This is a genomic window from Elstera sp. (assembly GCF_044372965.1).
In the GTDB taxonomy this organism is placed as follows: domain Bacteria; phylum Pseudomonadota; class Alphaproteobacteria; order Elsterales; family Elsteraceae; genus Elstera.
On the sequence record NZ_JBILQX010000034.1, the window covers coordinates 1 to 26,362 of the forward strand.

A 26,362-nucleotide genomic window follows, 5' to 3' on the forward strand; every position below is an offset into this window, starting at 1 on the left:
CGCCTACGCCAGAAAGGAAAATCCTGATGGAAAAAATCGCCTTCGCAATGCGGTTAAAGCCGGGCAATGAGGCCGAATATCAGCGCCGTCATGATGAAATTTGGCCGGAGTTGAGCGCCCTGCTGAAAGAGGCGGGAATTGCGGACTACAGCATTTTTCTCGATCCCGATAGCCTAACCCTCTTCGCGGTTTTGCGCCGAACGGCGGGTCACGGCATGGACCGGCTGCCAGAGAATCCGATCATGCAGCGCTGGTGGGCCTTTATGGCCGATCTGATGGTCGTGACCCCGGATAATGCGCCGGTGGTCCGCCCGCTCCCGTGCGTTTTTCATCTGGATTGACCCATGACGATTGCGGTTTTCGACGTTGGTAAAACCAATCTGAAGCTGTGCGTTCTCGATGGGGGGCAGATGGTCTGGTCTGCCACGCGCCCGAATTTACCCATCGATGTGCCGCCCTATCCCCATGCCGATGCCGCCGGGGTGGAAGCGTGGTTGTTGGAAAAACTGACCGAAGCCGCGCGGCACTTTCCGATCACCGACATCGTGCCCGTCACTCACGGGGCCTGTGCCGCGCTCGTGACAGCGGCGGGCGATCTGGCGCTGCCTATCCTGGATTATGAAACGCCGCTGCCCGAGGCTGCGGCCTATGGGGCCAGCCGCCCGGATTTTGCCGAAACCCTCTCCCCCGATCTGCCCTTGGGCCTCAATCTCGGACGGCAAATTTTCTGGCTCCAGCAGCAGTTCCCGGAGCGGTTTACGCAGGCGCGCTGGATTTTGACCTACCCGCAATATTGGGCGTTCCGCTTGAGTGGGCGCGCGGTGAGCGAGGTCACGTCGCTGGGGTGTCATACGGACCTTTGGAATCCTATCACGCGCGGCTTTTCGAGCCTCGTCGTGCGCCAGCGCTGGGGGGCGCTCTTTCCGCCGCTTGCGGGTGCCGGGGAAAGCGTGGGGCTGATTTCCCCCGCGATTGCCACCCGAACCGGCCTGCTGCCGACCTGCCGAGTGCGTGCCGGGATTCACGATAGCAACGCCTCGTTTCTGCGTCACCGCCTCGCGGCGGAGGGGCCGTTTTCGGTCGTCTCCACGGGTACTTGGATTATCGCGATGGGGGGCGGCAAGCCCCTGTCGGCCCTCGATCCGACGCGAGATTGCCTTGCGAATGTCGACGCCCTTGGCGCACCCGTTCCCTGTGCCCGCTTTATGGGAGGGCGGGAGTATCAGGTGCTGACCGGCGGTCTTGGGACGCCCGACGCGGGCCTCGCCCGCGATCTGATGGCGGCAGGGGCCATGATCCTGCCGAGTTTCTCCGAGACCGGCGGGCCGTTTCCCGGTCGGCGCGGCGAAATCTGGGCGGGCGATCTATCGGCAGATGGGCGGGCGAGCCTCGCCAGCCTGTATCTCGCCCTCATGACAGATGTCTGCCTTGATCTCTGCGGCAGCCAAGGGTCGATTCGCCTGGAAGGGCCGATGGCGGGAAATGCGGTTCTCGCAGGCGGACTAGCGGCGATGCGGCGTGGGCAAACGCTCGCCCTGTCGGACGATGCCGCCGGCACGCTGCTGGGGGCGGCGCTGCTGGTTGGGGTAATCCCGCCCCCTAAGACGGACACCGCGATCGTGCCCCTGGACGGTCCCTGGGATGCCTATCGGCAGGCGTGGCGGCAGGCCTTGGGCTGAGCCGGCAATGTCACTTTAAACGCGCTGGCGCAATTAGGATTCCGTTTCTATCGGCAATGACGATGACGGGATTGAGGGATGGTGAGCGCGGCAGTTATCCCGATATTGTTGATGCCCTTGCTTGCTATGGCGTGCAAGGGAAGACAGATGCCAGTGCGCTTTATCGGCACGTGGTGTTTAGCGGGCTGATCTCAAATCAGGACGATCATCTGCGGAACCATGGCTTTCTTTGGATTGGAAAAGCGGGATGATCACTGTCGCCCGCTTATACTTACCATCTCAATCCTGTGCCGACGGAGCCGAAGGCCTGGGGGGATTGCCAACAGGACCAAACATTTTAGGTGGTTTCGCCTCGGGCGGGTTCATTTGCCCATAAGGTAATTGTCTCTTATATATCATATGTTTATAAACTTTCTGATAGGATTAAATGAGGTAAATTGATGCGATGATGATTGAATGATTGATTTAATTTTTATGTGACGCTAAGGTGAAAAAACCAAAGGGGGCCTGAGGTTGTGAAAAACAAAAGTGCCATTGGGGCGATCGCCAAGGCCGCAGGGGTGAGTACGGCAACGGTCGATCGAGTGATTAACGAGCGTCCCGGCGTTTCCCCGGAAACGGTGCGAAAAGTACGGGAGGCCATGGAAGCGGGAGGAATGGGCGCGCCCAAGCTCGGGCGGCCAAAAAAAGAGAATTTTCGCTTTGCCTTTGTTCTTCCGGCAGCGCGCACGCCGTTTTTCGATATGGTGGATCGGGTTATCGCTAAATCCGCCAGCGATTTTCGGCACCGTCATATTACCGAACTTGCCTATCGCTTCGATGCCAGCGACCCAGAACGGTTTGCCGATGGGTTGGCGGGGCTCAAAGGGTGCAACGGCGTGGCCGTACTCGCCCCCGATCAGCCGCAAATTAAACTTGCCATCAATGCTTTAGTGCAGTCGGGGGTTCACGTCGTCACGATGATCTCGGACGTCGCCGGAACCGGGCGGGCGGCCTATATCGGCTCGGATAATCGGGCGGCTGGGCGCACGGCGGCGCTTCTGTCTGGGCGAATTGTCGGCTCGAAACGCCCGGCGCGTTTAGTGTTGACCTCGCAGAAAGGCAATCGCCTTTCGGCGGAAATCGACCGGCGCATCGGCTTTGCGCAACTATTGGAAGAGCGTTACCCGAATATCGAATTGCTGCGCATTCCCGATCTTCCGGAAGGGGAGGAGGCGATGACTGCCGCCATAGCCGCGATCCTTGCCGATGAGGCGGGGGGCGTGCCGATAGCCGGGTTTTATAATGTCGGGGCCGGAACCTCCGCTATTTTGCGGGCGGTTATGGCCAAGCTGAAAGACCCCGATCTCGTAACCGTCGCCCATGATTTCACCGATCAGAACGCGGCCTTACTGAGCAAGGGCAAACTCTCCTTCGTGCTGAACGAGGATATTCGCCTGAATATTCTCACCGCAGCGCGGGCACTCTTGGCGCTGTGTGAAAACCAGCGCGGCGTACCCTTCTTCGTTCCGCCTCGTGTCGAAATCATCACGAGCGAAAATATCTCCAGTAGCTTCGAGCCACCGATGCTGGCGGAGGACGACGGGCCTTAAAGACCGAATAAACCAAATAAAATCGGGAGGATACCTCAATGACTGTGAAGCAGCTTTCAGTCGTAACCAGCGCTCTTGCGCTTTCGCTTGGGCTTATGGCCACAGGCCAAGCCAGTGCGCAATCCAAAAGCCTCACCCTGTGTTGGGCGGCGTGGGACCCCGCGAATGCCCTCGTCGAAATGTCTAAAGATTTCACGGCGAAAACCGGCATCGATATGAAATACGAGTTCGTGCCCTGGCCGAACTTTGCCGACCGCATGCTGAACGAGCTTAATTCGCGCGGCAAACTCTGCGATCTGCTGATCGGCGATAGCCAATGGATCGGCACGGCGGCGACCGAAAAACATTACGTCGAGCTGACTGATTTTTTCGCAAAAAATAACATCAGCATGAATGATTTCCTGGAACCTGCCGTCGAAGGCTATTCGACCTGGCCGAAGGGCAGCAAAAAATACTGGGCCTTACCCGCGATGGGCGACGCGGTGGCCTGGACGTACCGCAAGGATTGGTTCAATCGGGCCGATCTGAAAGCCGCCTTTAAGCAGAAATACGGGTACGATTTGGCCCCGCCCGCCAATTGGGACCAGCTCAAGCAGGTTGCGGAATTCTTCCAAGGGCGTGAAATCGACGGCAAGAAGGTCTATGGCGCGGCCCTTTATACCGAGCGCGGCTCGGAAGGGATTACCATGGGCTATACCTCGGCCTTCTACGCCTGGGGGGCGCGTTACGATAATCCGAATAAGCCGTATGATATGAAAGGCTATGTGAATAGCCCCGCCGCAATCGAAGCCCTCACCGCCTATAAGGCGCTGTACGATTGCTGCACGCCGCCCGGCCACTCCAATGCCTATATGACGGAGAATCTCGACGCCTATAAATCCGGCCAGGTGGCGATGCAGATGAATTTCATCGCCTTCTTCCCCGGCATTGCCAAAGACCCCAATGTGGGCGGCGAGAAGACCGGCTTTTTCTCTAACCCGGACCAAAAGGCCGCCGGGGCTACGTTGGGCGGGCAGGGAATTTCGGTTGTTGCTTATTCCGAAAAACAGGACATGGCGAAGGAATATCTGAAGTGGTTCGCGCAACCGAGCGTTCAGAAAACCTGGTGGGCGGTGGGCGGTGCGCCTGCGCATAAATCGGTCGTCGATGCGCCGGGCTTTGCCGCCAGCACCGCTTATGCCCAGGTCTATCTCGACTCGCTGAAGAAGGTGCGGGATTTCTGGCAGGAGCCGAGCTATGCCCAGCTTCTCCAGGCCATGCAGAAGCGGGTGCATAATTATGTCGTTGCCGGTCGCGGCACGCCGCAGGAAGCGCTCGATGGTCTGCTGAAAGATTGGACCGACATCTTCAAGGACGACGGCAAGCTTTAAGCCAATTTGCCCCAAAAGTGCGCCCGGCTGCGAGCGCGCTTACGGGAACCGCAAAAACGCCCTCCCCTCGGGGGGCAGGGTTTCGGCCCTGCCCCTGCTTTTTCGACGCCCGATTGCTTGAGGTCACGCGATGTTTCGCTCCGCAACGCCGCAGCGGGGGATGACCGACCGAACGCTTGCCTGGTTGTTTATAGGCCCAACGATAGCTCTGCTCTTGGCCTTCAACCTGTTCCCGTTGATTTGGACGATCATCCTCTCCTTCACCAACTACCGCGCCAATCGCCCGAGTGCTGCCATCTCCGGCGTGGGACTCGAGAATTATTCCCGGCTGATGAATGACGAAGCTGTGTGGGGCTATTTGCAGTCCACGGCGCATTTCGTCGTCGGCTCCATCGTGCTGCAAGTGGCGCTCGGCTTTGCTTTGGCGCTGCTGATCAATAAGAAATTCCGGGGCCATAGCTTCTGGACCACGGCAATTCTCATGCCGATCATGCTGTCGCCTGCGGTTGTGGGAACGTTTTGGACCTATTTCTTTCAGCCGCAGTACGGAATTTTCAACTACATCATCAAATTCTTCTTCGGCGCTGAAAATTTTACCATGCTGGGGGATGTAACCCTCGCGCCCTGGGCAATCATTCTGGTCGATACCTGGATGTGGACGCCCTATGTGATGTTGCTGTTGCTGGCAGGGTTGCGGTCGATTCCGCCGTATATTTACGAAGCAGCCGAGATTGATCGAGCGTCCGGCCTCACGCTGTTTTTTCGCATTACCTTGCCGATGGTTATGCCGTTTTTGGTTCTGGCGGTGCTGTTCCGGCTGATCGAAAATTTCAAGATGTTCGATCTGGTCAATCAATTGACCAATGGCGGCCCTGGTTCGGCCACCGAACTCGCCTCGATCAATCTGAAGCGGCAGGCCTTTGAAATGTGGCGCACCGGCTATAGCTCGGCCTTTGCCATTCTCTTGTTCGTCTCGATTTACGGCTTGTCGAACATTGTCGTGCGGTATCTGGAGAAGGTGAAACAGCGATGAACAGGCCCGCCAAACCCGTGCCCGGCCCGCTGGAGCCGCGCCCCTGGACCCGAAGGATCGCAGGTTTTCTGGTGATCGCCTATGCCGTCATCAGCCTGATCCCGCTGGCCTGGATTATCCTGACCAGTTTCCGAACGCCGGAAGATGCCATTTCCTACCCGCCGAAGGTGATCGCCGAACCCTCGTTGGTTGGCTATGTGAATCTCTTCACCACGCGCACCCGCGTTACACCGGAGCAAATGGCGGCGGCACCGCCCGCCAGCAGTTGGTACGAAGCGCTTATTCGCAAGCAGGGCATGTTTATGGCCGGGCCGTCGCGGTTTTTCGACCGCTACGTCAACTCGTTGATCGTTGGGTTCGGCTCCACCTTTCTGGCCATTGTTTTGGGGACGATGACCGCCTATGCCCTCTCGCGCTTCAAGGTGCCGGGCAAGAATGATCTGCTGTTCTTCATTCTCTCAACCCGCATGATGCCCCCCATTGCCATCGCCATTCCGGTCTTCCTGATGTACCGGGAGGTTGGGCTGAACGACACGTACCTCGGGCTAACGCTGCTCTACACGGTGGTCAATCTGTCGCTCTCGGTCTGGCTGCTTAAGGGGTTCATGGACGAAATCCCGCGCGAGTATGAGGAAGCGGCGATGGTGGACGGCTATAGCCGGTTCCAAGCCTTTATCAAAATCGTGCTGCCCCAAGCCGCGACCGGTATCGCCACAACCGCCATTTTCTGCCTAATTTTCGCCTGGAACGAATATGCGTTCGCGCTGCTGCTCACCAGCGGCAATGCCCAAACCGCGCCGCCCTTCATTCCCACGATTATCGGCGAAGGCGGGCTGGATTGGGCGGCGATGGCAGCCGGGACCACCCTGTTTCTTCTGCCCGTGCTGGTCTTCACCGTGCTGCTCCGCAAGCAATTATTGCGCGGCATCACCTTTGGAGCGATCCGCAAATGACGCCCGCATTGCCCCCCGCGCCGCAACGGCGGCTGTTCACCCGCAGCCGGGTGGAGCGCGTGACCCTCGGCCTAATTGGCCTTGGTCTGCTCATGATGGCGCAGCCGTTTTTCATGGTGCTGTTCACCTACTCCCTCTTGGTGACGCTGATCGGAACCGTCGGTTTCGCCCTTTCAAACTATCTGCCGGAGTAGGCGCTATGGCGGCTATCGATTTAAAATCGCTGCGGCGGGCGTTCGGTCCTTTTGTTGCGGTCAATGATATTGACCTCACGATTGAGGACGGAAAATTCGTCGTGCTGCTCGGCCCGTCGGGCTGTGGCAAAACCACGACCCTGCGCATGATCGCCGGGCTGGAAATGCCCACCTCTGGGCAGATCCTTCTCGACCGGGCGGATGTAACCTATGTGCGCCCGCGCGAGCGGGATATTGCGATGGTGTTCCAGCTTTTCGCCCTCTACCCCCATATGAGTGTGCGTGAGAATTTGGCGTTTCCGCTGCGCAACGAGCGGCTGAAGCGGGCGGAGATCGATCGGCGCATCCAGGAGGCAACCGCGCTGCTGCGGATCGATCATTTGCTCGGCAGCCGCATCGGCGGTTTGTCGGGCGGGGATCGCCAGCGCGTTGCCCTTGGCCGCGCCATCGTGCGCCAGCCGAAGGCGTTCTTGATGGATGAGCCCTTGGGCACGCTCGATGCGGAATTCCGGGAACTCATGTGTATCGAATTGCGCAAGCTGCACAATCGTTTGCGGACGACAACGGTTTTCGTGACCCACGATCAGGACGAGGCCATGTCGTTGGCCGATCATATCGTCGTGATGAAGGACGGCGAAATCCAGCAGTCGGACACACCGGAGGGAATTTACAATTTTCCTGCCAATATGTTCGTGGCGAATTTCATTGGGCGTCCGCCGATGAATTTTCTCGCTATTGATGGGCCGGTCGAGGCCGGGGTTGCGCACGTGCAGGTCGCCGGGCAAGCGCTGGGGATTCCCATACCGCGCACCGGGGCTGCCCGCGCCAAGATCGGCATTCGACCCAGCCAGTGCCATATCAGCGATACCGGCGCGCTTGCGGGAGAGGTGGTGGCGACGGAGTTTTTCGGCTCCCATCAAATCGCCACCCTCGTCACCGCCGCCGGGCCGGTGAAAGTGGAAGCGGGGCGCACCGCCAAACTCACCCCCGGCGAAACGCTTCGGCTCAGCCTGGACACGGGCCGAATCGTGCTGTTCGACGCCGATACCGAAAAGCTGCTTCCCAGCGATACCAGTTTGGCCCGCACCGCCGGAGGCTATCATGGCTAGTTTAACCTTTGCCGCCGTCTCCAAATCCTTCGGCCCGGTTCGCGCTGTCGATGGGCTTGATTTGACAATCGCGGATGGCGAGTTTTTCGTTATTCTGGGGCCGAGCGGGGCTGGGAAAACCACAAGCCTGCGCCTCTTGGCGGGGCTAGAGGCCCCCGATAAGGGCCGTATTCTGATGGATGGGCAGGATGTCACCGGCCTTTACCCGGCTGACCGCGATGTCGCGTTCGTTTTCCAGCAATATTCGCTCTATCCCCATTTGAGCGTGCGCGACAATATTGCCTTCCCCCTGCGCGCGCCCGGTCGCCGCCTGCCGCCCGATGAAATCGCGGCTAAGGTTTCGGAAGTGGCTACCTTACTCCATATCGAAAATAAGCTGGACCGCAAGGCCACGGCGCTCTCGGGCGGGGAGATGCAGCGCGTCGCCATTGGCCGGGCGCTGGTGCGCAAGCCCCGGCTGTTTTTGATGGACGAGCCGATGTCCTCGCTCGACGCCAAACTGCGCGAAGAACTGCGGGTTGAGTTGAAGCGCATTCAGCGCCGCCTGGGGACAACCACCGTCTATGTCACCCACGATCAGGTGGAAGCGCTGACGCTGGCCGACCGGATCGCCGTGATGGAGGCCGGGCGGATCGGGCAGGTCGGCACGCCGGAACATGTCTACGGCCATCCCAATACATTGGCCGTGGCCCGGCGTTTAGGCTCCCCACCGATGAATATTCTCACGCCGGCAACCTTGGGGGCGGATGCGGCAGCCGTGCCGCCCGCCGCCGCCCATGTTGCCATTCGGCCGGAAGACGTGCGCGTTTCGGCGGATGCTCCCAGCGCCGCCGGTCACGCCTTCCGGGCCATCGAACATTCGCTGGTAACGCGAATCCTGGTGGCCGAGCAGGGCGCGTTGGAAGTCCGCGCGCTGGTGCGCTCGGATCAACCGATCCACCCCGGACAGGATATTCGCCTGAGTTTTCCGCTGGAGCATTGCCAGTTCTTCGACCGGAACGGCGACCGGCTTCCGGCCTAACCAAACAAAACTATGCTGAGGAAACGATCATGAAAACCGAGTTTATTCTGCGCTGCGTGAAGGCCGTGCAAGAGGCCATCGATACCCATCAGGCCGATATTGAATCGCTGGATCGTGAAATCGGTGACGGCGACCATCTTATCAATATTACGCGCGGCTGTGCCGTCGTGGCCGCGATGGAAGAAACCCTGCGCCCTCTTACCCCCGATGAAGTGTTCATTCGTATCGGCAAAAAACTACTATCCAGCATCGGCGGCGCGTCAGGGCCGCTGATTGCCAGCTTCTTCATGGCGATGGGCGAAACTTTGCGCAAGCAGGGCGCGGAAGCGATTACCGCCGCCACCTTCGCACCGGCCTTTGCGGCGGGGGTAGCTGCCATCGGCCAACGCGGCAAGGCGGGCTTGGGCGAGAAAACCATGCTGGACGTCCTCATTCCGGTCGCCCAGACTTTCGAAACGCTGGCGGTTCAGGGCGATACGCCCGCCCTCTGCCAGGCGTTGCGGGCTGAGGCGCTGAAAGGCATGCTCGGCACAAAGGATATGCTGGCCACCAAGGGCCGCGCGGCCTTTTTAGGGGAACGGGCTATCGGTCATATCGATCCCGGCTCGAAATCCTGCCAAGTCGCCATTACGGCAGTTTGTGATACGGTTGAACAGGCCATCGGCGCGTCCAAGACCGATGCCAACGCGGTCGCGTGAGGGGGGAAAATGAAAAAGTTTCTGAACAACGTCGACACTCTAATTCCCGAAAGCGTGGCCGGTCTCGTCCGGGCGCACCCGGACTTGGTAACCGCGTCTTTCGAGCCGACTTTCGTCAGCCGTAAGACGCCTGCCACGGCAAAAGTGGGGCTTATCTCGGGCGGCGGGTCGGGCCATGAGCCCCTTCATTGCGGCTTTGTCGGCAAAGGCATGTTGGATGCTGCCTGCATTGGGCAGGTCTTCACCTCGCCCACGCCCGACCAGATGATCGCCGCCGCCGAAACCGTGGATAGCGGTAAGGGCATTCTGTTTATCGTCAAAAACTATGCGGGCGACAGCATCAACTTCCAGATGGCGAGCGAGATGCTCGAAATCGAGAATATGTTGGTGATGGTCGATGATGATGTCGCGGTAGAGGGTTCTACCTTTTCCGTCGGGCGGCGCGGGGTTGCGGGGACGACGATCGTCGAGAAAATCGTTGGGGCCGCTGCCGAAGAGGGGCGCGATTTGGCCGAGTGCAAGGCCATTGCCGACCATGTGAATAAGCAATGCGCCTCGATGGGCGTGGCGCTCACCTCCTGCATCGTGCCCGCAGCGGGGCGTCCGACGTTCGATATCGCCGAGGATGAAATCGAAATGGGCGTGGGGATTCATGGCGAACCCGGCCGCCGCCGGGAGAAGTTCAAAACCGCCGATGCCATCGTCAGCGATCTTCTTGACGCCATTCTTGCCGATCTCAAGCCGGCGCGCGGCGCAGAAGTGCTGCTGCACGTCAATGGTTTCGGTGCAACACCGCTGATCGAACTCTATTTGCTCTTCAATAGCGCCGCCAAAATTCTCGACGCGCGCGGTTTAACCATCGAACGCTCGTTGGTGGGCAATTACACGACCGCGCTCGAAATGGCGGGGGCGTCGATTACGCTCTGCCTGCTGGACGCGGAGATGAAACGGCTGTGGGACGCGCCGGTTCATACGCCCGCCTTGCGCTGGGGCCTGTAACTCTACACTCCCTTTTAAAACGCCGTTTGTTGTGCCGTGGGCCTCATGAGTGAGTCCCACGGACGGCGGAGCCTTGCCCGTTGGGATACCAGGATGTCGACAGGAAAAAAATTGGCACTGGCCTTCAGCGGTCTGCTGCTGATCCTCATTTTCTCCGGGACGGTCGGGCTAGACGGCTTCCGCCGCATTTCGCTGGATTTTAATGAGGTCAGCACGGGCGATATTCCCGAGTTGATCCGGCAGGGGGCGCTTACGTCGGGGGTGGCGAAGTTCGTTGCGAGCGCGCCCAGCATTGCTCGTTCGCCCGATACCGCCAGTCTCGACAAGGATTCGCTTGCCATCGAACTTCGGGTGGAGGCACTGAAAAAACTGGTGGCGGAGATGGGGGCCCAGGGCGGGGCCGATACCGGTTACACCGCCGCCCTCGCGGAGATGGAGAAAACCACCCTTATTCTGCGCGACACGAAGGAAACCTATCTCAAGACCGAAGCGGGTTTGCTCATGAAATTGGGGCGGGCGGATCGGGCCGCGGCCGATCTGAGCGATCTAATCGTCACCAGCGCGGCCCAGGGCACGCTTGCCGCGTCGGTCGATACGCTGGAAGCGCTGAGGCGTCTTGCGGCGATTCGGCAAGCGCTGTTTAAAGCCGCGCTGACAACCGTTCCCGAGTCGATCTTCGGATTGAAGGCTAGCGCGACCGATGATTTTACGGCGCTGCGTTTCGTCCAGACACGGATTGCCGGGCCCGAGTTTGGGGCTAAATTTGCCGATGATCTCTTTCGCAATGCTTTAGGTGAGGCGGGGGTGCTGGCGCTGGCGCAAACCCGCGCCCAACAGGCGGGGCAGGTGCGTACCGTACTGGCCGATGTTCTCAGCGCGGCGGATAGTTTAAACGACGCCGTAACGGCGACCGTGACCGGCATTATCACCCGCACGGAAACCACCGCCGGGCGGGTGAGCGGGTTGATTGTGCAGCGGACGCAAGTGCTGACACTGATAATGGCGGCGGGGTTCGTGGTGGCGCTTCTCTTGAGCGTCATTATCGGTCATCGCATGATTGCCCTGCGGTTGCGTTCCCTCACGGCGGGCGTCGAAGCCTTGAAACGTGGAGATCTTGACTATCGGGTTGCCCTGCGCGGCACCGACGAAATAGCTCAGATGGCGGCGGCCCTTGATGTTTTCCGGGAGACGGCCTTAGAGGTGGAGCGTGCCCGCACGGCGGCGGAAGAGGCAAAAATCCGCGCAGCCGACGATAAAAAGCGCGCCCTTGCCGAGCTTGCGGCCCATCTGGAAACCAAGGTTCAGGCCATCGTCGGCGTCTTGCAGCAGGCGGCTGACCATTTAGCGACCGAGTCGGGGGATATGCGCGCGCTGGCTCACCGTTCCATTGAGGCTAGCCGGGGCGTGGTCGAAGCGGTTCAGGGCGCGTCGGAGAGCGTTGGGATCGTCGCGGCGGCAGCAATCGAACTCGCGGCCTCGATCGACCATATCGCCGAGCAGGCCAGCCTTTCGACCGACATCACCCAAACCGCCGCCGAAGCCTGGGAAACGTCCGATCACACCATAAAAGCGCTGATTGTGGCCGTGGGGCGGGTGGACGAAATGTCGAAATTCATCGAAGCGATTGCGGCGCAAACCAATCTTCTTGCCCTGAACGCGACGATTGAAGCGGCGCGGGCGGGGGAGGCGGGGCGCGGCTTTGCCGTGGTCGCAGGCGAAATTAAAACTTTGGCGCGCGAAACGGCCCATGCGGCGGAGGAAATCGGTCAACAAATCGGCCATATCAAAGGCGAGGTCGATCAAACGCTGCGGGCGATTCGGGAGGTTGACCGTCTCTTCGGCAGTATTACGACGATGTCGGCGGCAATTGTAACGGCGGTGGAGCAACAGCGCGAAGCCGCCCGCGAAATCGCCCATAGTTCCGACCGCGCCGCGATGGGAACGCTCACAGTGACCGAGCGCATCCGGATCGTCGAAGCCGCCGCCACAGCCACAGGCGCGGCCTCGCAAACGGTCGATACTGTCTCGGGCCATATCAAGAGCAATTCACAAGCGCTCACCCAGGCGTTCGAGGGTTTCCTCAAGACAATCGCCTCGAACGAGGTCAGTGCTTGAATTAGGGGGGGCAGGTCGCAGCCCAGATAAGTGCAGGTCCGTCTCACGCACTTCGGGCCGAACGCGGCGAAGAAATCGGGCCGCCTGTCGGCTTCCGTCAGTAAACGTTGGTCGCGGACTGCGCGCCGACCAGCGCAGCCCCAAACACCCCGGACGCCGCCCCCAATTGCGCCGGAACGATCCGGGTGGTGAGCGGCGCGGCCATGGCCTGCCGGGCAACGGCGGCAATCCCATCGCTGAACAGGCCTTTGACGTCCGACACGCCGCCGCCGATAACGATGACATCGGGGTCATAGATATTGATGAGGCTGCCGATCGTTTGGCCGAAGGCCGCGAAGAGTTCCTGCATTACCGTTTCGGCATCGAGATTGCCGTGCTCGGCCTCGCGGGCGATGTCCCAAAGGGGCAGCGGCAGGCCGGATAGTTCTTCATAGCGGCGTTCCAGCGCCGTGCCGGAGAGATATTGTTCGACGCAGCCGGTGCGTCCGCAGTAGCAGGCCCGCCCGTCGCGGTCGAGGGTGAAATGGCCGATCTCCCCGGCAATTCCGTGCCGTCCGCTGTGCAAGCGGCCGTCGATCACCCAGCCGCCGCCAACCCCCGTGCCGATGGTCACGCCCAGAACGGTCCGCGCCCCACGCCCCGCCCCGAAATGGGCTTCGGAGAGGGCGAAGGCCTGGGCGTCATTCACAACGGCGACCGGCTGGCCCGCCCGTTCGGCTAAAGCCTGCGGCAGTGGGATGCCATCAAGCCAGGGCATAACGCAGTTTCGAACCATACCGCTGGCGGGATCGATGGAGCCGGGCAGGCCGAGACCGATGGTCAGCCCGTCGCCCGCCTCTTGCTGCGTTTGCAAAATCCGGTCGGCCAATTGGCCGATCAGAGCCTCGGGACCGCCGGTGGTTAGGGTTGCCTCGCGCTTGCGCCACAGCGGATGATCGATGGCGGCACCGCACAGCGCGCTTTCGATTTTTGTGCCGCCGAGATCGATTCCCAAGTGCAACATGCATCAGCCCCGCATCGCCTGCCCGCTGGCGGCATCGAAGACGTGCAACCGGCCGGGCAGCGGAGCAAGCGGCAGACTATCCCCGACCTTGGGCAGACTGAGCAGGTCGCGCGCATTGACCTTCATCACCAGTTCAACCCCGTCGCGGTCAAGGGTTAGGATCGACTCGGACCCCAACGGTTCGACCAGAACCACACGCGACGGAACCCCGCCATCGGCAATAATCAAATCATCGGGGCGGATTCCCAGCACGACCGCCTGCCCCTCAGTCGCGCCGGGGGCTGGGGCGGAAAATCCGAAGGCCTGGGCTTGCCCGTTCAGCACGCGGCCCGGCCCTTGGTTCATCGCGGGAGCCCCGATAAAACCCGCCACAAACAGATTGGCCGGGCGCTCGTAAACCTCCATCGGGGTGCCGACCTGCTCGATCCGCCCGTCTTTCATAATGACGATACGGTCGGCCAGCGTCATCGCCTCCACCTGATCGTGGGTGACGTAGATCACCGTCGTTTGCACCGTCTGGTGCAGCTTTTTGATTTCGGAGCGCATGGTATTGCGCAGCTTGGCGTCGAGATTGGAGAGCGGCTCGTCGAATAAAAATACCTGCGGACTGCGGACCATCGCGCGCCCCATCGCCACCCGTTGCCGCTGACCGCCGGAGAGTTCGCCGGGTTTGCGCTCCAGCAGCGCTTCCAGCCCCAGTATGGCGGCGGCCTCTTCAACGCGGGCTTTCACCTCAGCCTTCGGGGCTCCTGCGACTTCCAGCCCAAACCCCATATTCTGCCGCACGCTCATATGCGGATAGAGGGCGTAATTCTGAAAGACCATCGCGATATTGCGGTTCTTCGGCGCGACGTTATTCACGACCCGTCCGCCGATGGAAACTGTGCCCGCGCTTATATCCTCGAGCCCGGCGATCATACGCAGGGTTGTCGATTTTCCGCAGCCGGACGGGCCGACCAGCACGATGAATTCCTTATCGGCAATCGCAAGATCGATCCCGTGCACAGTGGTCACCCCGCCGTAGCGTTTGACCAGCCCGGAGAGTTCGACGGCGGCCATTATGCAGCCTCCGCAATCAGGGCGGTGACGGCAGCGGCGAGGCGCTCGGCGGCGGCAATTTCCCGGTCTGTTGCAACCGAGTGGCGGGCCGAAAGCTCGGCCAGCCGGGCGGTGTAAATATCTAGGGCGGCGGCGAGGGCGGCTTTGCCCGGCCCCCCCGGTAAGGTACGCACTTCGATAAAATGTTCCGGCGTTGCCAGCGCTTGAATCTCGGCCAGCGGTAGCCGGGGCGGGCGGCCCGCCACTTCGGCGAACAGGCGGCTGAAATCTTCGGGCGGCAGGGCACTGGCCGGGACGCCGCGATCAACGAGATGCCGAGAAAGCTTACTCGCCACCTCATGCCCCTGGCGGAACGACAGGCCTTCCAACCGCACCAGCGAATCGGCAACTTCGGTCATCACCAGACAGGCTTCGTCGATATGGCGGCGGACCTTATCTTCATTGATCCGCACTGCCGCGATGAAATCGGCGAACAGGGGCAAGATGCGATCGGCCACGGCAAACGCACCGTACCCTGCGGCCTGAGTCGGCCCTTCCGCGTCATTCATATCGGTAAAAGGAGTATTATGCAGGGTCAGCAGCACGGTATCGCAGTGCCCGGCCCCGTGCGACAGTTGCAGGCGCATATGTTCGATAGGAACGGGGTTGCGCTTTTGTGGCATGATCGAGCTGATCTGCACGAAGGCGTTCGGCACGTAGAGGTGCCCGACCTCGAACCCAGACCAAAGGTTCATATCCTGAATAAACCGCCCCAGATTAAGGAACAGACCCTTGAGGGCGCTATAGACGCTCATCAGATAGTCGGCCGCCGCGATGCAGCCGTAGGAATTGAGCTGAAGGCTGGAAAAACCCAAAAGATCGGCCATGCGTTCCCGGTTCAGCGGGAAGCCGGTAGTGGTAATCGCTGCCGCGCCCATCGAGCAGAGGTCGGCATCGTCCCGCGCATTCAAAAGCCGGTTAAGATCGCGCAAGAGCACCTCGACCAGGGCGGCGAGATAATGACCGAAGCGCGTTGGCTGCGCCGGTTGGCCGTGGGTATAGGCGACGACCAGAGTTTCTTTCTCCCGCTCCGCCACCGTCAAGAGCGTCCGGATGACGCCCGAGAGATGGGCGATGGTGCGGTCCAAGCGCCCCTTTATCACCATTTTGAACTGAGTAACGTCGATATCGTTGCGGCTGCGCCCGGTATGCAGCCGCCCACCTAACTCCCGCCCAACACGCTGGCACAGGGCATCTTCGACGACGAAAAACAGATCTTCGAACTGACCCGTATAGGTCTGGGCAGGAAGATCGATGGTCGCATCAATCGCCTCCAGCGCCGCCAGAATGCGCCCGGCTTCGGCGCGGCTGAGGATGCCTTGTTCGGCCAGCATCACCCCATGCGCCCGGTTAATGCGCTGGAGCGGCTGATAATAATGCGCCTTCGCCTCGTCAAAGAGGGGCGACAGTACGGCACCCTTATAGCTTTCGGCGGGGAAGCGGGAGGTATCGGCATGGGGCATGATGCTTAACTCTTCAAACCGGACAGGGTGATGCCCTTGATGATGTGACGTTGGAACAGCAGAAAGGCGACCAGGGTGGGGAGGGAGGCAATCGCCGCCCCCGCCATGATCATTTCCCATTCCGCCTGATGTTCGCCGCTGAAGAAGGCCATCCCCACCGGCAGCGTATAAAGATCGCGCGAGTTGGTGATAATCAGCGGCCACAAAAACGCGGCCCAATTCCCAAGGAAGATGAAAATCGCGAGGGCCGCCAAAGCGGGCTTGACCAGGGGCAGGGCGATCCGGCGGAAAATCGCAAACTCCCCCAGGCCGTCGATGCGGGCGGCGTCCAGCAGCTCGTCCGGGACGGTTTCGAAGAATTGCTTCATCAAAAACGTCCCGAAGCCGGTCATCATGCCGGGGAACATGATGCCCCAATAGCTATCCATCCAGCCGAAATTTTTGGCCATGACATACCAGGGGATGACCAGCATTTCGGTGGGGATCATCAGGGTCGAGAGGATCAGGATGAAAACCAGCTTCTGACCCCGGAAGCGGTATTTCGCGAGGGTATAGCCGACAAGACTATCGAAAAACAGCACACTCGCCGTTGTCGCCAGGGCGACGATCATACTATTGGCAAACCACAGCGGAAACCGGCCTTCGCCGAGGATTTTAACATAGTTTCCCAGCGTGGGATTGGCGGGGATCAACGAAAGATCATAGGCATCGGCACTAAATTTGAGCGAGGTGGAGAGCATCAACCAGATCGGCAGAATGCACAGAATTCCCCCCGCCAGCAGGGCCAGCGCCATAACCCATTGTCCCAGGCGGCGCGACATCATGGCTTTTTCCCCAGAAGCTTCATCTGGATGAGGGTGATTAGCATCAGGATAGCGAAGAGCACGACCGTTGCGGCGGAGGCCGAGCCCATGTCGAACTTGTGAAACGCCGTCTGATAAATATGCAGCACGATTGGCTTCGTGGAATTAACCGGCCCGCCCAGACCATCTTGGGTCATCGTGTAGACCTGATCGAAAATCCGCAGCAGATGAATGGTGTTGATGATGGCGAGAAATAGGATCGTCGGCTTCAGCAGCGGCAGGGTAATGCGGCGCAAGATTTGCCAATTACTGGCCCCATCAATGCGAGCCGCTTCGTAATAGGTCTCGGGAATGGCTTTCAGGCCCGCCAGGAAAATCACGACATTAAAGCCCAACCCGGCCCAAACGACCGGGGCGGTGATCGCGGGGATCGCTTGGGTCGTGGAGGTTAGAAAGCGCTGCGGATCGCCGCCGAGATCGGTGATCAGATTGTTGAACAGCCCAATGGGCGGCTGCTGATACAGCCAGCGCCAAACCCAGGCCATTGCCACGGTCGAGGCGATATGCGGCAAGAAATAGAGTGCCCTCAAGAAACCTTGGCCGAAGGAGACTTTATCGAGGAAATAGGCAATCAGAAAACTCAAGGCCAACCCAAAGGGTAGCCCGATTGCGACATATTCGAAGGTATTGCCCATGACTTTCCAAAACAGCGGGTCTTTCATCAGCCGCTCGTAATTGGCGAGGCCGACGAACTGTTTGGTTGGGGACACGATATTCCACCGGGTCAGGGACAGGTAGAAACTCTCCAACGCCGGATAAAAGCGGATGACCGTATAAAAGACCGCCGGAACGGCCAGGAAAAGATAGGCCGTCATCGCCTGGCGCTGGCGGATGGTCAGATGCTCGGTCGAAAAGCGCATCGGATTCTAGCTCCGGCAGGGCAGGCGATAACGGCCTTGCGCGTGAAAGGGGGGACAGGGCTGCGGGTCTATTTTCCGTAGAATTCGTCCAGCAACTGCTGCTCGCGCTCGGCCATCGCCTTCACCGCGTCCTTGCCGCTGCGCCCGGCGGAAACGGCTTCGTCCACCGCATCCAGCATCACTTGGCGCTGACCGCTTTCGTCGATGAAATAGGTGGCGTGGGCATAGTCGAGGCCCCGAATGAACGGGCCATAGAGCGGATGGTTCAAATTCTCCGGCGTCAGCGCGACCGACTTTCGCGCCGGAAGCTCGCCGACTTTTGTCAGCCAAACCTTCATGGTCTTTTCAGAGGTGATGTATTTGAGGAATTTCACCGAGGCATCAAGCTTTGCGCCCTTGGTGCTGCTGGTAATGCCATGCGCCCAGAAAGAGGCGAAATTCGACTTCACCCCATTGTGCGCGGGCAGTTCTGCCACGCCATAACTCAAGCCCGCCTGGGCATTGAGGGCGGCGAGGCGGAAGGAACCGTCGATATTCATCGCTGCTTTGCCCGAGCGGAAAGCCGTCACATCGTCGGTCATGAACCCAGGGAAACCGACCTTATGCTTGGTGATGAGGTCGAGATACCATTGGAACGCCTCGGCCCCGGCGGGTGTATTATAGGCAACCTTCTTATTGTCCGGCGAATAAGGGGAAACGCCCCACTGGCGGAACAGAACTTCGCGGATGAAGTGCTGCCCTTGACCGGCAGGATGCACCGCCGACCCGGCGACGACGATATTCCCCTTGCCGTCGCGCTCGGTCATTTTCAGGCTATAGTCGAGATACTCCTGCAAGGTCGCAGGCGGCTTGGCCGGGTCGAGACCGGCTTTGCTGAATAGGTCTTTATTATAGAACAGCGCCAACGAGCGCACGGCGGTGGGTAGGGCATAATATTTGCCGTCGACCTTGGCGGCTTGCACCAGATCGAAGAAGTCTTTCTCCACTTCCGCCGCAGGAAAATCTTTTTCGGGCAGCGGCTGCAAATAGCCGCCCTTCAGATATTGCGGCAACCAGCCGTAGAAAAGATTGATAACATCGGGACCAACCCCCGCCGGGACCGAGCTTGCAACCTTGGTGCCGTAATTCGCATAGGGGAAAGTTTCGTGCTTTACCTTAATGCCGGGGTTTTCTTTTTCGAATTCAGCGATTAGCTCGTTAACAACCGCCTCCTTCTCCTTCAGAAAATACTGCCAATAGGTGATTTCGACGGTCTGGCTGGCGGCCCCAGCGGACCAAACCAGCCCGGCTACCCCTGCCAGAAGCCCCATCAACCGCGTGTTCCGCTGAATCATATCCCACTCCCCGTTGAAGCCTTGCGCCCGACGGCCCCGATGACCGGCGGTGCGTTCCATCTGTTGGGCGGGTTTTGTTAATCCGATTGGCCCGCCGCATTAATTCAATTCACTTGATTTGAAGAAAGAAAGCGGCTTTTGTAAAGGGAGAATCGTAAGGATCGATCAAACAATCGGTGAAACTGCCGGGAGCCGACGATGAAAGCCCCCTCTGGGATGGCCCCCTCTGGCGGCACCAATCTCGATTATGCGCGCTCGTTCAATCGCAACGTGATGATCGAAGCCGTGCGCCTGAAGGGGCCGGTGAGCCGGGCGGAATTGACGCGGATGACGCATCTTTCCGCTCAGACCGTTTCCAACATCGTCGCGGAACTCCTCAATGCTGGGTTGCTGCTGGAGGAGGGACGCCGCCAAGCCAAGCGCGGCCAGCCGGCAATCGACTTGGTGCTGAACCCGGACGGCGCCGCCACGATCGGTTTGACGGTCGAACAGAGCCAACTCACCGCTATTTTGGTCAATCTGGTCGGCGAAACGCGGGCGCGGCGCACGCTGCAACTGGATCGGGCAACCCCGGCAGAGGTTTTACCGAAAGCCGCCGCGCTGGTGGCCGACTTAACGGCAATCACCGGCTCCACGCCCCTCTGGGGCGTCGGTATCGCCATGCCGGGGCCGTTCGCGGTCGATGGTGCCGATTTTTCCAGCCCGATGACGCTGCCCGATTGGGGCGGGGTCGATATTATCGGGGCCTTTACGCAGCTTCTCGATCTGCCCATTGAGTTGGAACGCGATGCCGCCGCCGCCGCGCGCGCCGAATATCTCTACGGGGCCGCCCGGCAGATGCAGCAGTTCTTCTATCTGCATTTCGGTGTCGGTCTTGGCGGGGCCTATGCGCGGTCCGGTCATCCATTGCGCGGGATGCGGGGAAACGCCGGGGAGATCGGTTTGATCCCGGCGCGCGACGGTCGCCCTTTGGAAGACCATGTGTCGCGCTTGGCGTTGGAGCGCGCGGTTGCCGCCGCCGGGGCCGATCCCGCGAGCCTCGCCGACCCGTCGGCTCCTGCGACCGCCGCTTGGATCGCCGGGGCGGTGCCCGAACTGCGGCGGGCAATTTGTATTCTCGAAAATCTTTTCGATCCGCAGTCCATCGTCCTGGGTGGAAATTTGCCGCCCCCGGTTCTGAGCGCGCTGATTGCTGCCCTGCATCCCCTTGATCCTAGTATCGCCGATACGCACGACCGGCGTTTCCCTAGGGTGACGGCTGCCGCGCTCGGGCCGGATGGGCAGGCCCAGGGGGCTGCGGCCCTACCGGTCTTCGAAACCCTGTCTCCCCAACCCGCCAGCCTGCGCAAATCCGGGTCCGACGACCCCGGCTTGCCGCTGTCCGACCGCTGAGGTTACTATGCCTGACCCCCGCTTAGATCACGCCGCCGCGCACCCCCGCCTTATTCGGATCGGGCGGGTGTTTACCCGCCTTGGGTCTGCCGTGCGCATCCTGATCGCCGGGGCGCATCCCGATGATGAACCCAGCAGTCTGATTGCCCGCTGGTCCTTGGGGGACGGGCACCGGGTGCATTATGTCTGCGTCACGCGCGGGCAGGGGGGGCAGAATAGCATCGGCCCCGAAACCGGCGCGTCGCTGGGGGTGCTGCGCGCGGCGGAAATGGCCGTTGCGGCCAAGCGCTTGGGCATGTCCTCTGCGCTTCTCGATACCGGGGCGGCCAATGATCCGCTTGCCGATTTCGGCTTCAGCAAATCCGCCGAAGACACGCTGCGCCGCTGGGGCGCGGAGGAGGTGCTGCGGCGGCTGGTGCGGGAGATCCGCAGCTTCCGCCCGGATGTGGTACTGCCGTGCTTTCTCGATGTTCCCGGTCAGCATGGCCACCATCGTGCTATGACCCGAACCCTGCTGAAGGCGTGGGAAGCCGCTGCCGAACCGGCCTTCGGCCCTGACCTTGGCCCGGCTTGGACCATCGGCAAGCTCTATCTGCCCGCGTGGAGTGGGGCCGGGGAGAGCTACGACGATGCCGAGCCGCCCCCCCCCGCAACGACGCTGGTCGATCTTTCGGGCTACGACGCGCTGACGGGGATGAGTTGGGAGCAGTTGGGCGAATGGTCGCGCGCCGCCCATGCCAGTCAGGGTATGGGGGTGTGGCCGTCGCCGGACCGCGCCCGGCATCGCCCGTTGCATTTACTGGCGTCCCGCGTCGGCGAAACCGGGCCTGAGCGGGGGATAACCGACGGTCTTCCGGCAAGCCTCGCTGATTTTGACGATCCGGCAGTGGCCCAGGTGGCGGCAGCCGTTGGCCTCTTGCGCAATCAATTCCCCCATGACGAGCGCATGCGCGGTGCCCTGGCACAGGTGCGCGGTTTGCTGGCGGGGATTGGCGAGAAAACGCCGCCGCTTGCCGTGCGTCTCGACGCTTTGCGCGCCGATCTTGCCGCCTTGGACTCTTTGCTGGAAGACGGTCTTTACACGCCGTCACCCCAAACCAAACCATCACCCAAATCAGCCTGGCTGACGAGCCTGCCAGCGGGGGCCTATTATAATCTAGCCGCGCCGCGCCCGTTGACGCTGCCGGTCACAACGAATGGCCCCTGTCCGCAGGCGATCCTACCGCCCGGTTGGCTGGCGGACTGGTCCGCAGGCCTACGCCCCGGCGAATGGCGGCTAACCCTTCAACCCGCCGCCGAAGCGATCGACGGCACTTCCGAGATTTCATTTAGGTTTGCGGATGGCCCTGCCGTCCTAAGGTACGCCAGCCACTACCCGCACGTCGGCCCGGTGCAGCAGGATTTTCCGGCGCACCTGAGGGTCGCCCTGATGCGTGTCGCCCTTCCCCTGAAGCGCCGTCTTGCGGTGCTGGAGGGGGAACGCACGGACCTCGGCCTCTGCCTTCAGCAATTGGGGTTCGCGGTAACGGGAATCGAGGGGCTTGCAAGTGCCGATGCAATCCTCATTGGCCCGATGGGCTGGCGGCGCTGCCCTGAGGCTCTAGCGCGCCGGGCGGAGATTTTTACCGCCGTTGCGCGCGGGGCGCGGCTCGTCACCCTCTATCATCGTCCGATGGATCACTGGGGGCCGGATGCCGCCGTGCAACCCTTGACCATCGGCACCCCCTCCCTGCGTTTCCGGGCCTGCGAGCCCGATGGCCCGGTGACGGTGCTTGAGCCGACCCATGCCCTTTTCACTCATCCCAATCCGCTATCGCCGACCGATTGGCAGGGCTGGGTGCGGGAACGGGGGCTGTATTTTGCCCAAGGGTGGCAGTCAGCGGCGTGGCAGCCCTTGCTAGCGGTGCATGACCGAGGGGAAGAGCCGCTCTTGGGCAGCCTTTTGGTGGCAGAATATGGCGAGGGGCAGCAAGTCCATTGCGCCCTTGCGCTGCACCATCAGATCCCGGCGTTGGTCCCAGGGGCGGCCCGGCTGCTGGTCAATCTTCTATCGACCGACAGGGTTTCGGGATAGGCGACGGCGCCTAATCGCAGGGCAGGTTTTTGAGGACAAACCGCACCGCTGCGGCGAGGTGCGGTGCAGCAGGGTGATCTGAAACAGAACACCACCTGTCGCAGCTCACGCCCTATACCCCAGGTTTTGTGCAGCCCTTAATCGTCGCCACCGGTGTCGGCGTGCCCTTGGTGACGCAAGGCCTCGACCAAGCCTGTCAGCGACCTTAGCGGGAACTTCGCGCATAAAATAAACCCGACATTTCAATCTAGCTTCGAGCGCCTTTCAGCCCCCTCAACGCCTGCAAGGAACGATGCTGCGGCAACCGTTTCGGGGCCACTTCTATAAGCCTAGAACAGCAAAAACGTATTAAAATACGGGCTTTTGCATCATTTTTAGAAGCTCGAGCTACTCGCCGCGTGAAGGCTCTCTTACTTCTGAAGCCTCACAACACGAACTGGAGAACGCCAAGTCTGACCAAAACATTATGTCGGAATCATCATATTTTTTGACGCCTTGCTCCAAGAAGCGACTGCTCCCTCATGATGTTCTTGCGATCACCGGCGAGGTGCCGCCAGCAACACTCAAACCGACAGGGACACCCATGAACATTCTCTCAAAACTGTTCGCAGGCGGGATCTTAATGGTGGCTGGCTCGGTCATCATCCTTGGGCTCCCAGTCGGTCTTGTTGCGTTCCTGACTGCCCGACAGACGACACACGAATTATCGACCCAGTACGTCAGCTTGATGCTGGAAAGGAAGGTCGATGCCGCGCAGACGTCGTTCGATACGCTGCGCCGCTCGATCACGCTGATCGCAGGAAGCCCAAATGTTCTCGCAGCGGTGCGAGAGCTTCAGTTTGGTTGGGAGAGCGTATCGGGAGACCGGGCCGGGGAACTGCGGGGCCTGTTCGCCAATCACGTCGGCGCGGCGCGCGCAGTGATCGACCCTGGCGACGCCTCACTCTATTCGCAAATGCACATTAAATATCATCCTTGGATGATAACGGCGGCGGAAACGCAGAGCGCGAAGGACATTTACCTGGTCAATGCTGCCGGCGAGGTGATCTATTCCCTTGAGAAAGATTCTATCTTTACGGCAAATCTCGCAGATCGAGCCGATGGCAGCGCTGTCGCCCGCTTTTATCGCACGCTCGCCGCAAAGCCGCCGGAAACGATTCTCCTGCAGGATTTCGAGCCCCACTTACCCGCTGCGGACACCGCTTCAATGCTTCTTGGTCGCAAGATTCTGGATCGGCAAGGTGCTGTTTCCGGCACGCTGATCGTTCGGATCGGCCCCGAAATGCTCGAAAAGATTTTCGCCTCCGATCACCAGAGTGCCATCCAGCTTTTTGTTGTGGCGCAGGACCAGACACTCCGTGTCGATCTCCCGGCAACGGCTGAGAATGACATATATTTCAATCGCTTAAAAGACGCCGACTGGTCTGTCCTGAGCGCTCTCGGGACCGGCACAACCACGACAGTCGAGCGCTTTTCGCCTGAGCCGCTCTATTACCTGAAGCGCGCGTTCGTGCTCGACGGGATCGACTGGCAAATCTTCGGCGCCATCTCACCCGAGACGATGAACGCCCCAGTCCTTGCGATGGGCTACAAGTTGGCAGCCGCAGGTTGCGTGATCATTCTACTCGCGGTCGCGGCATGCCTGATCTACTCGCGCTGGCTCATCGGGCCATTGCCGGGCATCGAGGCGGCTATGCTCGGTCTCGCGGCCGGAGATGCGGAGGCCGATGTTCCGCAAACCCGGCGCAAAGATGAAATCGGCCGCATGAGTTTGGCGCTTCTGACCTTAAGGGATACAGTACGCGACAGGGATGCAATGACGCGGGAGAACCTGCGTCACGTCGAAGCGCAGGCAATGCGCCAAACCCACGTGGATGAGGAAATCGATCGCTTCCGGCGCAGCAGCTTGCTGCTCACGAAACAATTTTCGGACAACAGCAGCGCGCTGGAAAAAACCGCGAACCAACTCATCGAGATCTCGACGCGCTCGCATTCAAGCGCCGGGATCGCGCAGGAGGCCTCTACGCGCTCATCCCAGATCATGGCTGCCGTCGCCAGCGCTGCCAACGAGCTGACCGCATCAATCTCCGAGATCGACCGCAATCTCCAGGAAACCAGTACCGTTGTCACCAACGCCTCCTCGGTCGCGCAGGCCATGAGCCGAAAGGTTGAGGGGCTTTCGGATGCCGCGGGCAAGATCGGTTCCGTGATTTCGCTCATCCAGAACATCGCCGCGCAGACAAATCTACTGGCCTTAAATGCGACGATCGAGGCCGCGCGTGCCGGCAGCGCTGGAAAGGGCTTTTCGGTGGTCGCATCCGAAGTGAAATCGCTGGCACTACAGACCGCAAAGGCAACTGAGGAAATCGTCATTCATATCGCGTCGATACAGGGCGCAACCGAAGGGACCGTCGAGGCTATCGAGGCTGTTGTCGGCCTTGTGCGTGACATCGACCGCTATACCGGGACGGTCAGTGCTGCTGTCGCCGAACAGCGGGACGCCACGCAGGAAATTAGCGAGAATGTTGCAGACGCATCGCAAACACTCGCGCAGACGCTGGATGTTGTGAAAGCCGTTTCAGGCTCGGTTGAGGAAACACAGTCGGCCGCCGCGCGCCTGTTTGAGACATCAACGCTTGTGGAGAAAAACCTGACTGAGTTCTCCCAGACGACCGAGGCCTTTCTCGGTAATGTCCGACTCGCCTGAACTGGGCGCGGATTATATTTGCTGCACCGCCTTGCGGAGTTTGCCCGGCGTTGCACCAAACCGCTTGCGAAACTGGTAAATGAAGTGCGCGCAATCGGAAAAACCGGTGAGATAGGCGATCTCGGTCACGGCCTTTTCGGTGTTGAACAGATACCAGCGCCCATAGCGAAGGCGCATATCAATCCAGAATACCTTGGGCGTCGTTTGCAACTCTTCGCGAAACAGGCGTTCAAGCTGCCGCTCGCTCATACCGAGCGTGTCGGCGATATCGGCGATGGTTCCGGGCGCTTGCAAGTCACGCTCCATGAGGGTGATCGCGCGGCGCAAGCGGTGGTTGGTAATGTGCTGACGGCCTAACGCCACAATTCTCTTGACCGAAGATTCCACTTCCCGGTCAGACATCGTCATCTGGAACACGGCCTTGGTTGCACGCTCCTGACCGCAGAACTTGGAAATCAGGTGCGTCGCGAAACTGATGACGGAGAGGCCGCCAGGAACCGTGACGATGCCGTCGTCCTCGACAAAGTCCCGATCAAGCGTGAAGCGGAGGCCAGGATGGCGGCTGCGATAATCATCCGCATGATAGGGATGAAGGCAGGCATTGCGCTGGTCCATGAGTCCCGCATCTGCCAGCACGAACGATCCCGTACAGAGACCCGCAAGCAATCGTCCATGTGTCTGTACTTGCCGCAAGTAGGGGTGAATCTCGGGGGGAATCGCGTCGATATTGCGTAAGAGAGGCCCTATAATCGCTACGCAATCGAACTTATCGGGCGGCATCAGCCCGGAATCGGCTGGGATTGAA

At 60.4% G+C, this 26,362-nt stretch carries 23 protein-coding genes; 16 read left to right on the top strand and 7 right to left on the bottom strand.

Translation table 11 applies throughout. From position 1 onward, the window contains the following. Positions 1-26: 26 nt before the first annotated feature. The 13 genes from rhaM (at position 27) to ACIQ36_RS06835 (ending at position 12,763) form a co-directional block, all read left to right on the top strand. Positions 27-341: an L-rhamnose mutarotase gene (gene rhaM / locus ACIQ36_RS06775; RefSeq protein WP_395827327.1), complete on the top strand. Its 315-nt coding sequence runs from the start codon at positions 27-29 to the stop codon at positions 339-341. A gap of 3 nt (positions 342-344) precedes the next feature. Then, positions 345-1,679 (top strand): FGGY-family carbohydrate kinase, encoded by a 1,335-nt coding sequence (locus ACIQ36_RS06780; protein ID WP_395827261.1) that lies wholly within the window; start codon positions 345-347, stop codon positions 1,677-1,679. Further along, positions 1,658-1,930: a HipA domain-containing protein gene (locus ACIQ36_RS06785; RefSeq protein WP_395827264.1), complete on the top strand. Its 273-nt coding sequence runs from the start codon at positions 1,658-1,660 to the stop codon at positions 1,928-1,930. The genes ACIQ36_RS06780 and ACIQ36_RS06785 overlap by 22 nt, the downstream gene beginning before the upstream one ends. A gap of 264 nt (positions 1,931-2,194) precedes the next feature. Next, positions 2,195-3,271: a LacI family DNA-binding transcriptional regulator gene (locus ACIQ36_RS06790; protein WP_395827267.1), complete on the top strand. Its 1,077-nt coding sequence runs from the start codon at positions 2,195-2,197 to the stop codon at positions 3,269-3,271. Positions 3,272-3,309: 38 nt separating this feature from the next. After that, positions 3,310-4,641: an ABC transporter substrate-binding protein gene (locus tag ACIQ36_RS06795; protein WP_395827270.1), complete on the top strand. Its 1,332-nt coding sequence runs from the start codon at positions 3,310-3,312 to the stop codon at positions 4,639-4,641. Positions 4,642-4,771: 130 nt separating this feature from the next. After that, entirely contained in the window at positions 4,772-5,674 is a 903-nt protein-coding gene (locus ACIQ36_RS06800) for a carbohydrate ABC transporter permease (protein ID WP_395827273.1), read from the top strand. Beyond that, positions 5,671-6,627 carry a carbohydrate ABC transporter permease gene (locus ACIQ36_RS06805; RefSeq protein WP_395827276.1) on the top strand — a complete coding sequence of 319 codons (957 nt, stop codon included), beginning with the start codon at positions 5,671-5,673 and terminating at the stop codon, positions 6,625-6,627. The genes ACIQ36_RS06800 and ACIQ36_RS06805 overlap by 4 nt, the downstream gene beginning before the upstream one ends. Beyond that, positions 6,624-6,821, top strand: coding sequence for a hypothetical protein (locus ACIQ36_RS06810; protein WP_395827279.1), 198 nt, complete (start codon positions 6,624-6,626; stop codon positions 6,819-6,821). Before ACIQ36_RS06805 ends, ACIQ36_RS06810 begins: the two co-directional genes overlap by 4 nt. Before the next feature lie 5 nt (positions 6,822-6,826). Beyond that, entirely contained in the window at positions 6,827-7,930 is a 1,104-nt protein-coding gene (locus ACIQ36_RS06815) for an ABC transporter ATP-binding protein (protein WP_395827283.1), read from the top strand. Next, positions 7,923-8,951, top strand: coding sequence for an ABC transporter ATP-binding protein (locus tag ACIQ36_RS06820; RefSeq protein WP_395827286.1), 1,029 nt, complete (start codon positions 7,923-7,925; stop codon positions 8,949-8,951). Before ACIQ36_RS06815 ends, ACIQ36_RS06820 begins: the two co-directional genes overlap by 8 nt. Positions 8,952-8,980: 29 nt before the next feature. Then, on the top strand, positions 8,981-9,649 hold the full coding sequence (gene dhaL / locus ACIQ36_RS06825) for a dihydroxyacetone kinase subunit DhaL (protein ID WP_395827288.1): 669 nt from the start codon (positions 8,981-8,983) through the stop codon (positions 9,647-9,649). 9 nt (positions 9,650-9,658) lie between these two features. Further along, complete coding sequence (gene dhaK, locus ACIQ36_RS06830; RefSeq protein ID WP_395827291.1) at positions 9,659-10,648, top strand: dihydroxyacetone kinase subunit DhaK; 990 nt, start codon at positions 9,659-9,661, stop codon at positions 10,646-10,648. A gap of 93 nt (positions 10,649-10,741) precedes the next feature. After that, complete coding sequence (locus tag ACIQ36_RS06835) at positions 10,742-12,763, top strand: methyl-accepting chemotaxis protein (protein WP_395827294.1); 2,022 nt, start codon at positions 10,742-10,744, stop codon at positions 12,761-12,763. 97 nt (positions 12,764-12,860) lie between these two features. On the opposite strand, the gene ACIQ36_RS06840 is transcribed toward ACIQ36_RS06835, so the two are convergent. The 6 genes from ACIQ36_RS06840 to ACIQ36_RS06865 all read right to left on the bottom strand — a co-directional run bounded on the left by ACIQ36_RS06840 (position 12,861) and on the right by ACIQ36_RS06865 (position 19,384). Beyond that, the gene (locus tag ACIQ36_RS06840) at positions 12,861-13,766 is read right to left on the bottom strand and encodes an ROK family protein (RefSeq protein ID WP_395827297.1); all 906 of its coding nucleotides are present in this window, start codon (positions 13,764-13,766) and stop codon (positions 12,861-12,863) included. Positions 13,767-13,769: 3 nt separating this feature from the next. Then, positions 13,770-14,825, bottom strand: a complete 1,056-nt coding sequence (locus tag ACIQ36_RS06845; protein ID WP_395827300.1) for an ABC transporter ATP-binding protein — start codon at positions 14,823-14,825, stop codon at positions 13,770-13,772. Further along, complete coding sequence (argH, locus tag ACIQ36_RS06850) at positions 14,825-16,327, bottom strand: argininosuccinate lyase (RefSeq protein WP_395827303.1); 1,503 nt, start codon at positions 16,325-16,327, stop codon at positions 14,825-14,827. The genes ACIQ36_RS06845 and argH overlap by 1 nt, the downstream gene beginning before the upstream one ends. 5 nt (positions 16,328-16,332) lie before the next feature. Then, complete coding sequence (locus tag ACIQ36_RS06855) at positions 16,333-17,151, bottom strand: carbohydrate ABC transporter permease (RefSeq protein ID WP_395827306.1); 819 nt, start codon at positions 17,149-17,151, stop codon at positions 16,333-16,335. Beyond that, entirely contained in the window at positions 17,148-18,050 is a 903-nt protein-coding gene (locus tag ACIQ36_RS06860; protein ID WP_395827309.1) for a carbohydrate ABC transporter permease, read from the bottom strand. Before ACIQ36_RS06860 ends, ACIQ36_RS06855 begins: the two co-directional genes overlap by 4 nt. A gap of 68 nt (positions 18,051-18,118) precedes the next feature. Beyond that, positions 18,119-19,384: an extracellular solute-binding protein gene (locus tag ACIQ36_RS06865; protein WP_395827312.1), complete on the bottom strand. Its 1,266-nt coding sequence runs from the start codon at positions 19,382-19,384 to the stop codon at positions 18,119-18,121. A 198-nt stretch (positions 19,385-19,582) separates the two neighbouring features. On the opposite strand from ACIQ36_RS06865, the gene ACIQ36_RS06870 reads away from it, so the two are divergent. The 3 genes from ACIQ36_RS06870 (at position 19,583) to ACIQ36_RS06880 (ending at position 25,557) form a co-directional block, all read left to right on the top strand. Next, positions 19,583-20,776 carry an ROK family transcriptional regulator gene (locus tag ACIQ36_RS06870; RefSeq protein ID WP_395827315.1) on the top strand — a complete coding sequence of 398 codons (1,194 nt, stop codon included), beginning with the start codon at positions 19,583-19,585 and terminating at the stop codon, positions 20,774-20,776. Between the two features lie 7 nt (positions 20,777-20,783). Further along, positions 20,784-22,850: a PIG-L family deacetylase gene (locus ACIQ36_RS06875; protein WP_395827318.1), complete on the top strand. Its 2,067-nt coding sequence runs from the start codon at positions 20,784-20,786 to the stop codon at positions 22,848-22,850. A gap of 583 nt (positions 22,851-23,433) precedes the next feature. Continuing rightward, a complete protein-coding gene (locus ACIQ36_RS06880; protein ID WP_395827321.1) occupies positions 23,434-25,557 on the top strand; it encodes a methyl-accepting chemotaxis protein in 2,124 nt (707 codons plus the stop codon). A 12-nt stretch (positions 25,558-25,569) separates the two neighbouring features. Here the strand turns inward: ACIQ36_RS06880 and ACIQ36_RS06885 are convergent. Continuing rightward, positions 25,570-26,362: GlxA family transcriptional regulator (locus ACIQ36_RS06885; RefSeq protein WP_395827324.1), on the bottom strand; the 793-nt coding region annotated here is incomplete at its 5' end.

Bases quoted from the DNA above. Each gene is read 5' to 3' on its own strand.
- ACIQ36_RS06870 (WP_395827315.1), top strand. From the start codon at position 19,583: ATGAAAGCCCCCTCTGGGATGGCCCCCTCTGGCGGCACCAATCTCGAT.
- ACIQ36_RS06820 (WP_395827286.1), top strand. From the start codon at position 7,923: ATGGCTAGTTTAACCTTTGCCGCCGTCTCCAAATCCTTCGGCCCGGTT.
- rhaM (WP_395827327.1), top strand. From the start codon at position 27: ATGGAAAAAATCGCCTTCGCAATGCGGTTAAAGCCGGGCAATGAGGCC.
- ACIQ36_RS06800 (WP_395827273.1), top strand. From the start codon at position 4,772: ATGTTTCGCTCCGCAACGCCGCAGCGGGGGATGACCGACCGAACGCTT.
- ACIQ36_RS06865 (WP_395827312.1), bottom strand. From the start codon at position 19,384: ATGATTCAGCGGAACACGCGGTTGATGGGGCTTCTGGCAGGGGTAGCC.
- argH (WP_395827303.1), bottom strand. From the start codon at position 16,327: ATGCCCCATGCCGATACCTCCCGCTTCCCCGCCGAAAGCTATAAGGGT.
- ACIQ36_RS06875 (WP_395827318.1), top strand. From the start codon at position 20,784: ATGCCTGACCCCCGCTTAGATCACGCCGCCGCGCACCCCCGCCTTATT.
- dhaK (WP_395827291.1), top strand. From the start codon at position 9,659: ATGAAAAAGTTTCTGAACAACGTCGACACTCTAATTCCCGAAAGCGTG.
- ACIQ36_RS06815 (WP_395827283.1), top strand. From the start codon at position 6,827: ATGGCGGCTATCGATTTAAAATCGCTGCGGCGGGCGTTCGGTCCTTTT.
- ACIQ36_RS06805 (WP_395827276.1), top strand. From the start codon at position 5,671: ATGAACAGGCCCGCCAAACCCGTGCCCGGCCCGCTGGAGCCGCGCCCC.
- ACIQ36_RS06840 (WP_395827297.1), bottom strand. From the start codon at position 13,766: ATGTTGCACTTGGGAATCGATCTCGGCGGCACAAAAATCGAAAGCGCG.
- ACIQ36_RS06855 (WP_395827306.1), bottom strand. From the start codon at position 17,151: ATGATGTCGCGCCGCCTGGGACAATGGGTTATGGCGCTGGCCCTGCTG.
- ACIQ36_RS06780 (WP_395827261.1), top strand. From the start codon at position 345: ATGACGATTGCGGTTTTCGACGTTGGTAAAACCAATCTGAAGCTGTGC.
- ACIQ36_RS06860 (WP_395827309.1), bottom strand. From the start codon at position 18,050: ATGCGCTTTTCGACCGAGCATCTGACCATCCGCCAGCGCCAGGCGATG.
- ACIQ36_RS06810 (WP_395827279.1), top strand. From the start codon at position 6,624: ATGACGCCCGCATTGCCCCCCGCGCCGCAACGGCGGCTGTTCACCCGC.
- ACIQ36_RS06835 (WP_395827294.1), top strand. From the start codon at position 10,742: ATGTCGACAGGAAAAAAATTGGCACTGGCCTTCAGCGGTCTGCTGCTG.
- ACIQ36_RS06795 (WP_395827270.1), top strand. From the start codon at position 3,310: ATGACTGTGAAGCAGCTTTCAGTCGTAACCAGCGCTCTTGCGCTTTCG.
- ACIQ36_RS06880 (WP_395827321.1), top strand. From the start codon at position 23,434: ATGAACATTCTCTCAAAACTGTTCGCAGGCGGGATCTTAATGGTGGCT.
- ACIQ36_RS06845 (WP_395827300.1), bottom strand. From the start codon at position 14,825: ATGGCCGCCGTCGAACTCTCCGGGCTGGTCAAACGCTACGGCGGGGTG.
- dhaL (WP_395827288.1), top strand. From the start codon at position 8,981: ATGAAAACCGAGTTTATTCTGCGCTGCGTGAAGGCCGTGCAAGAGGCC.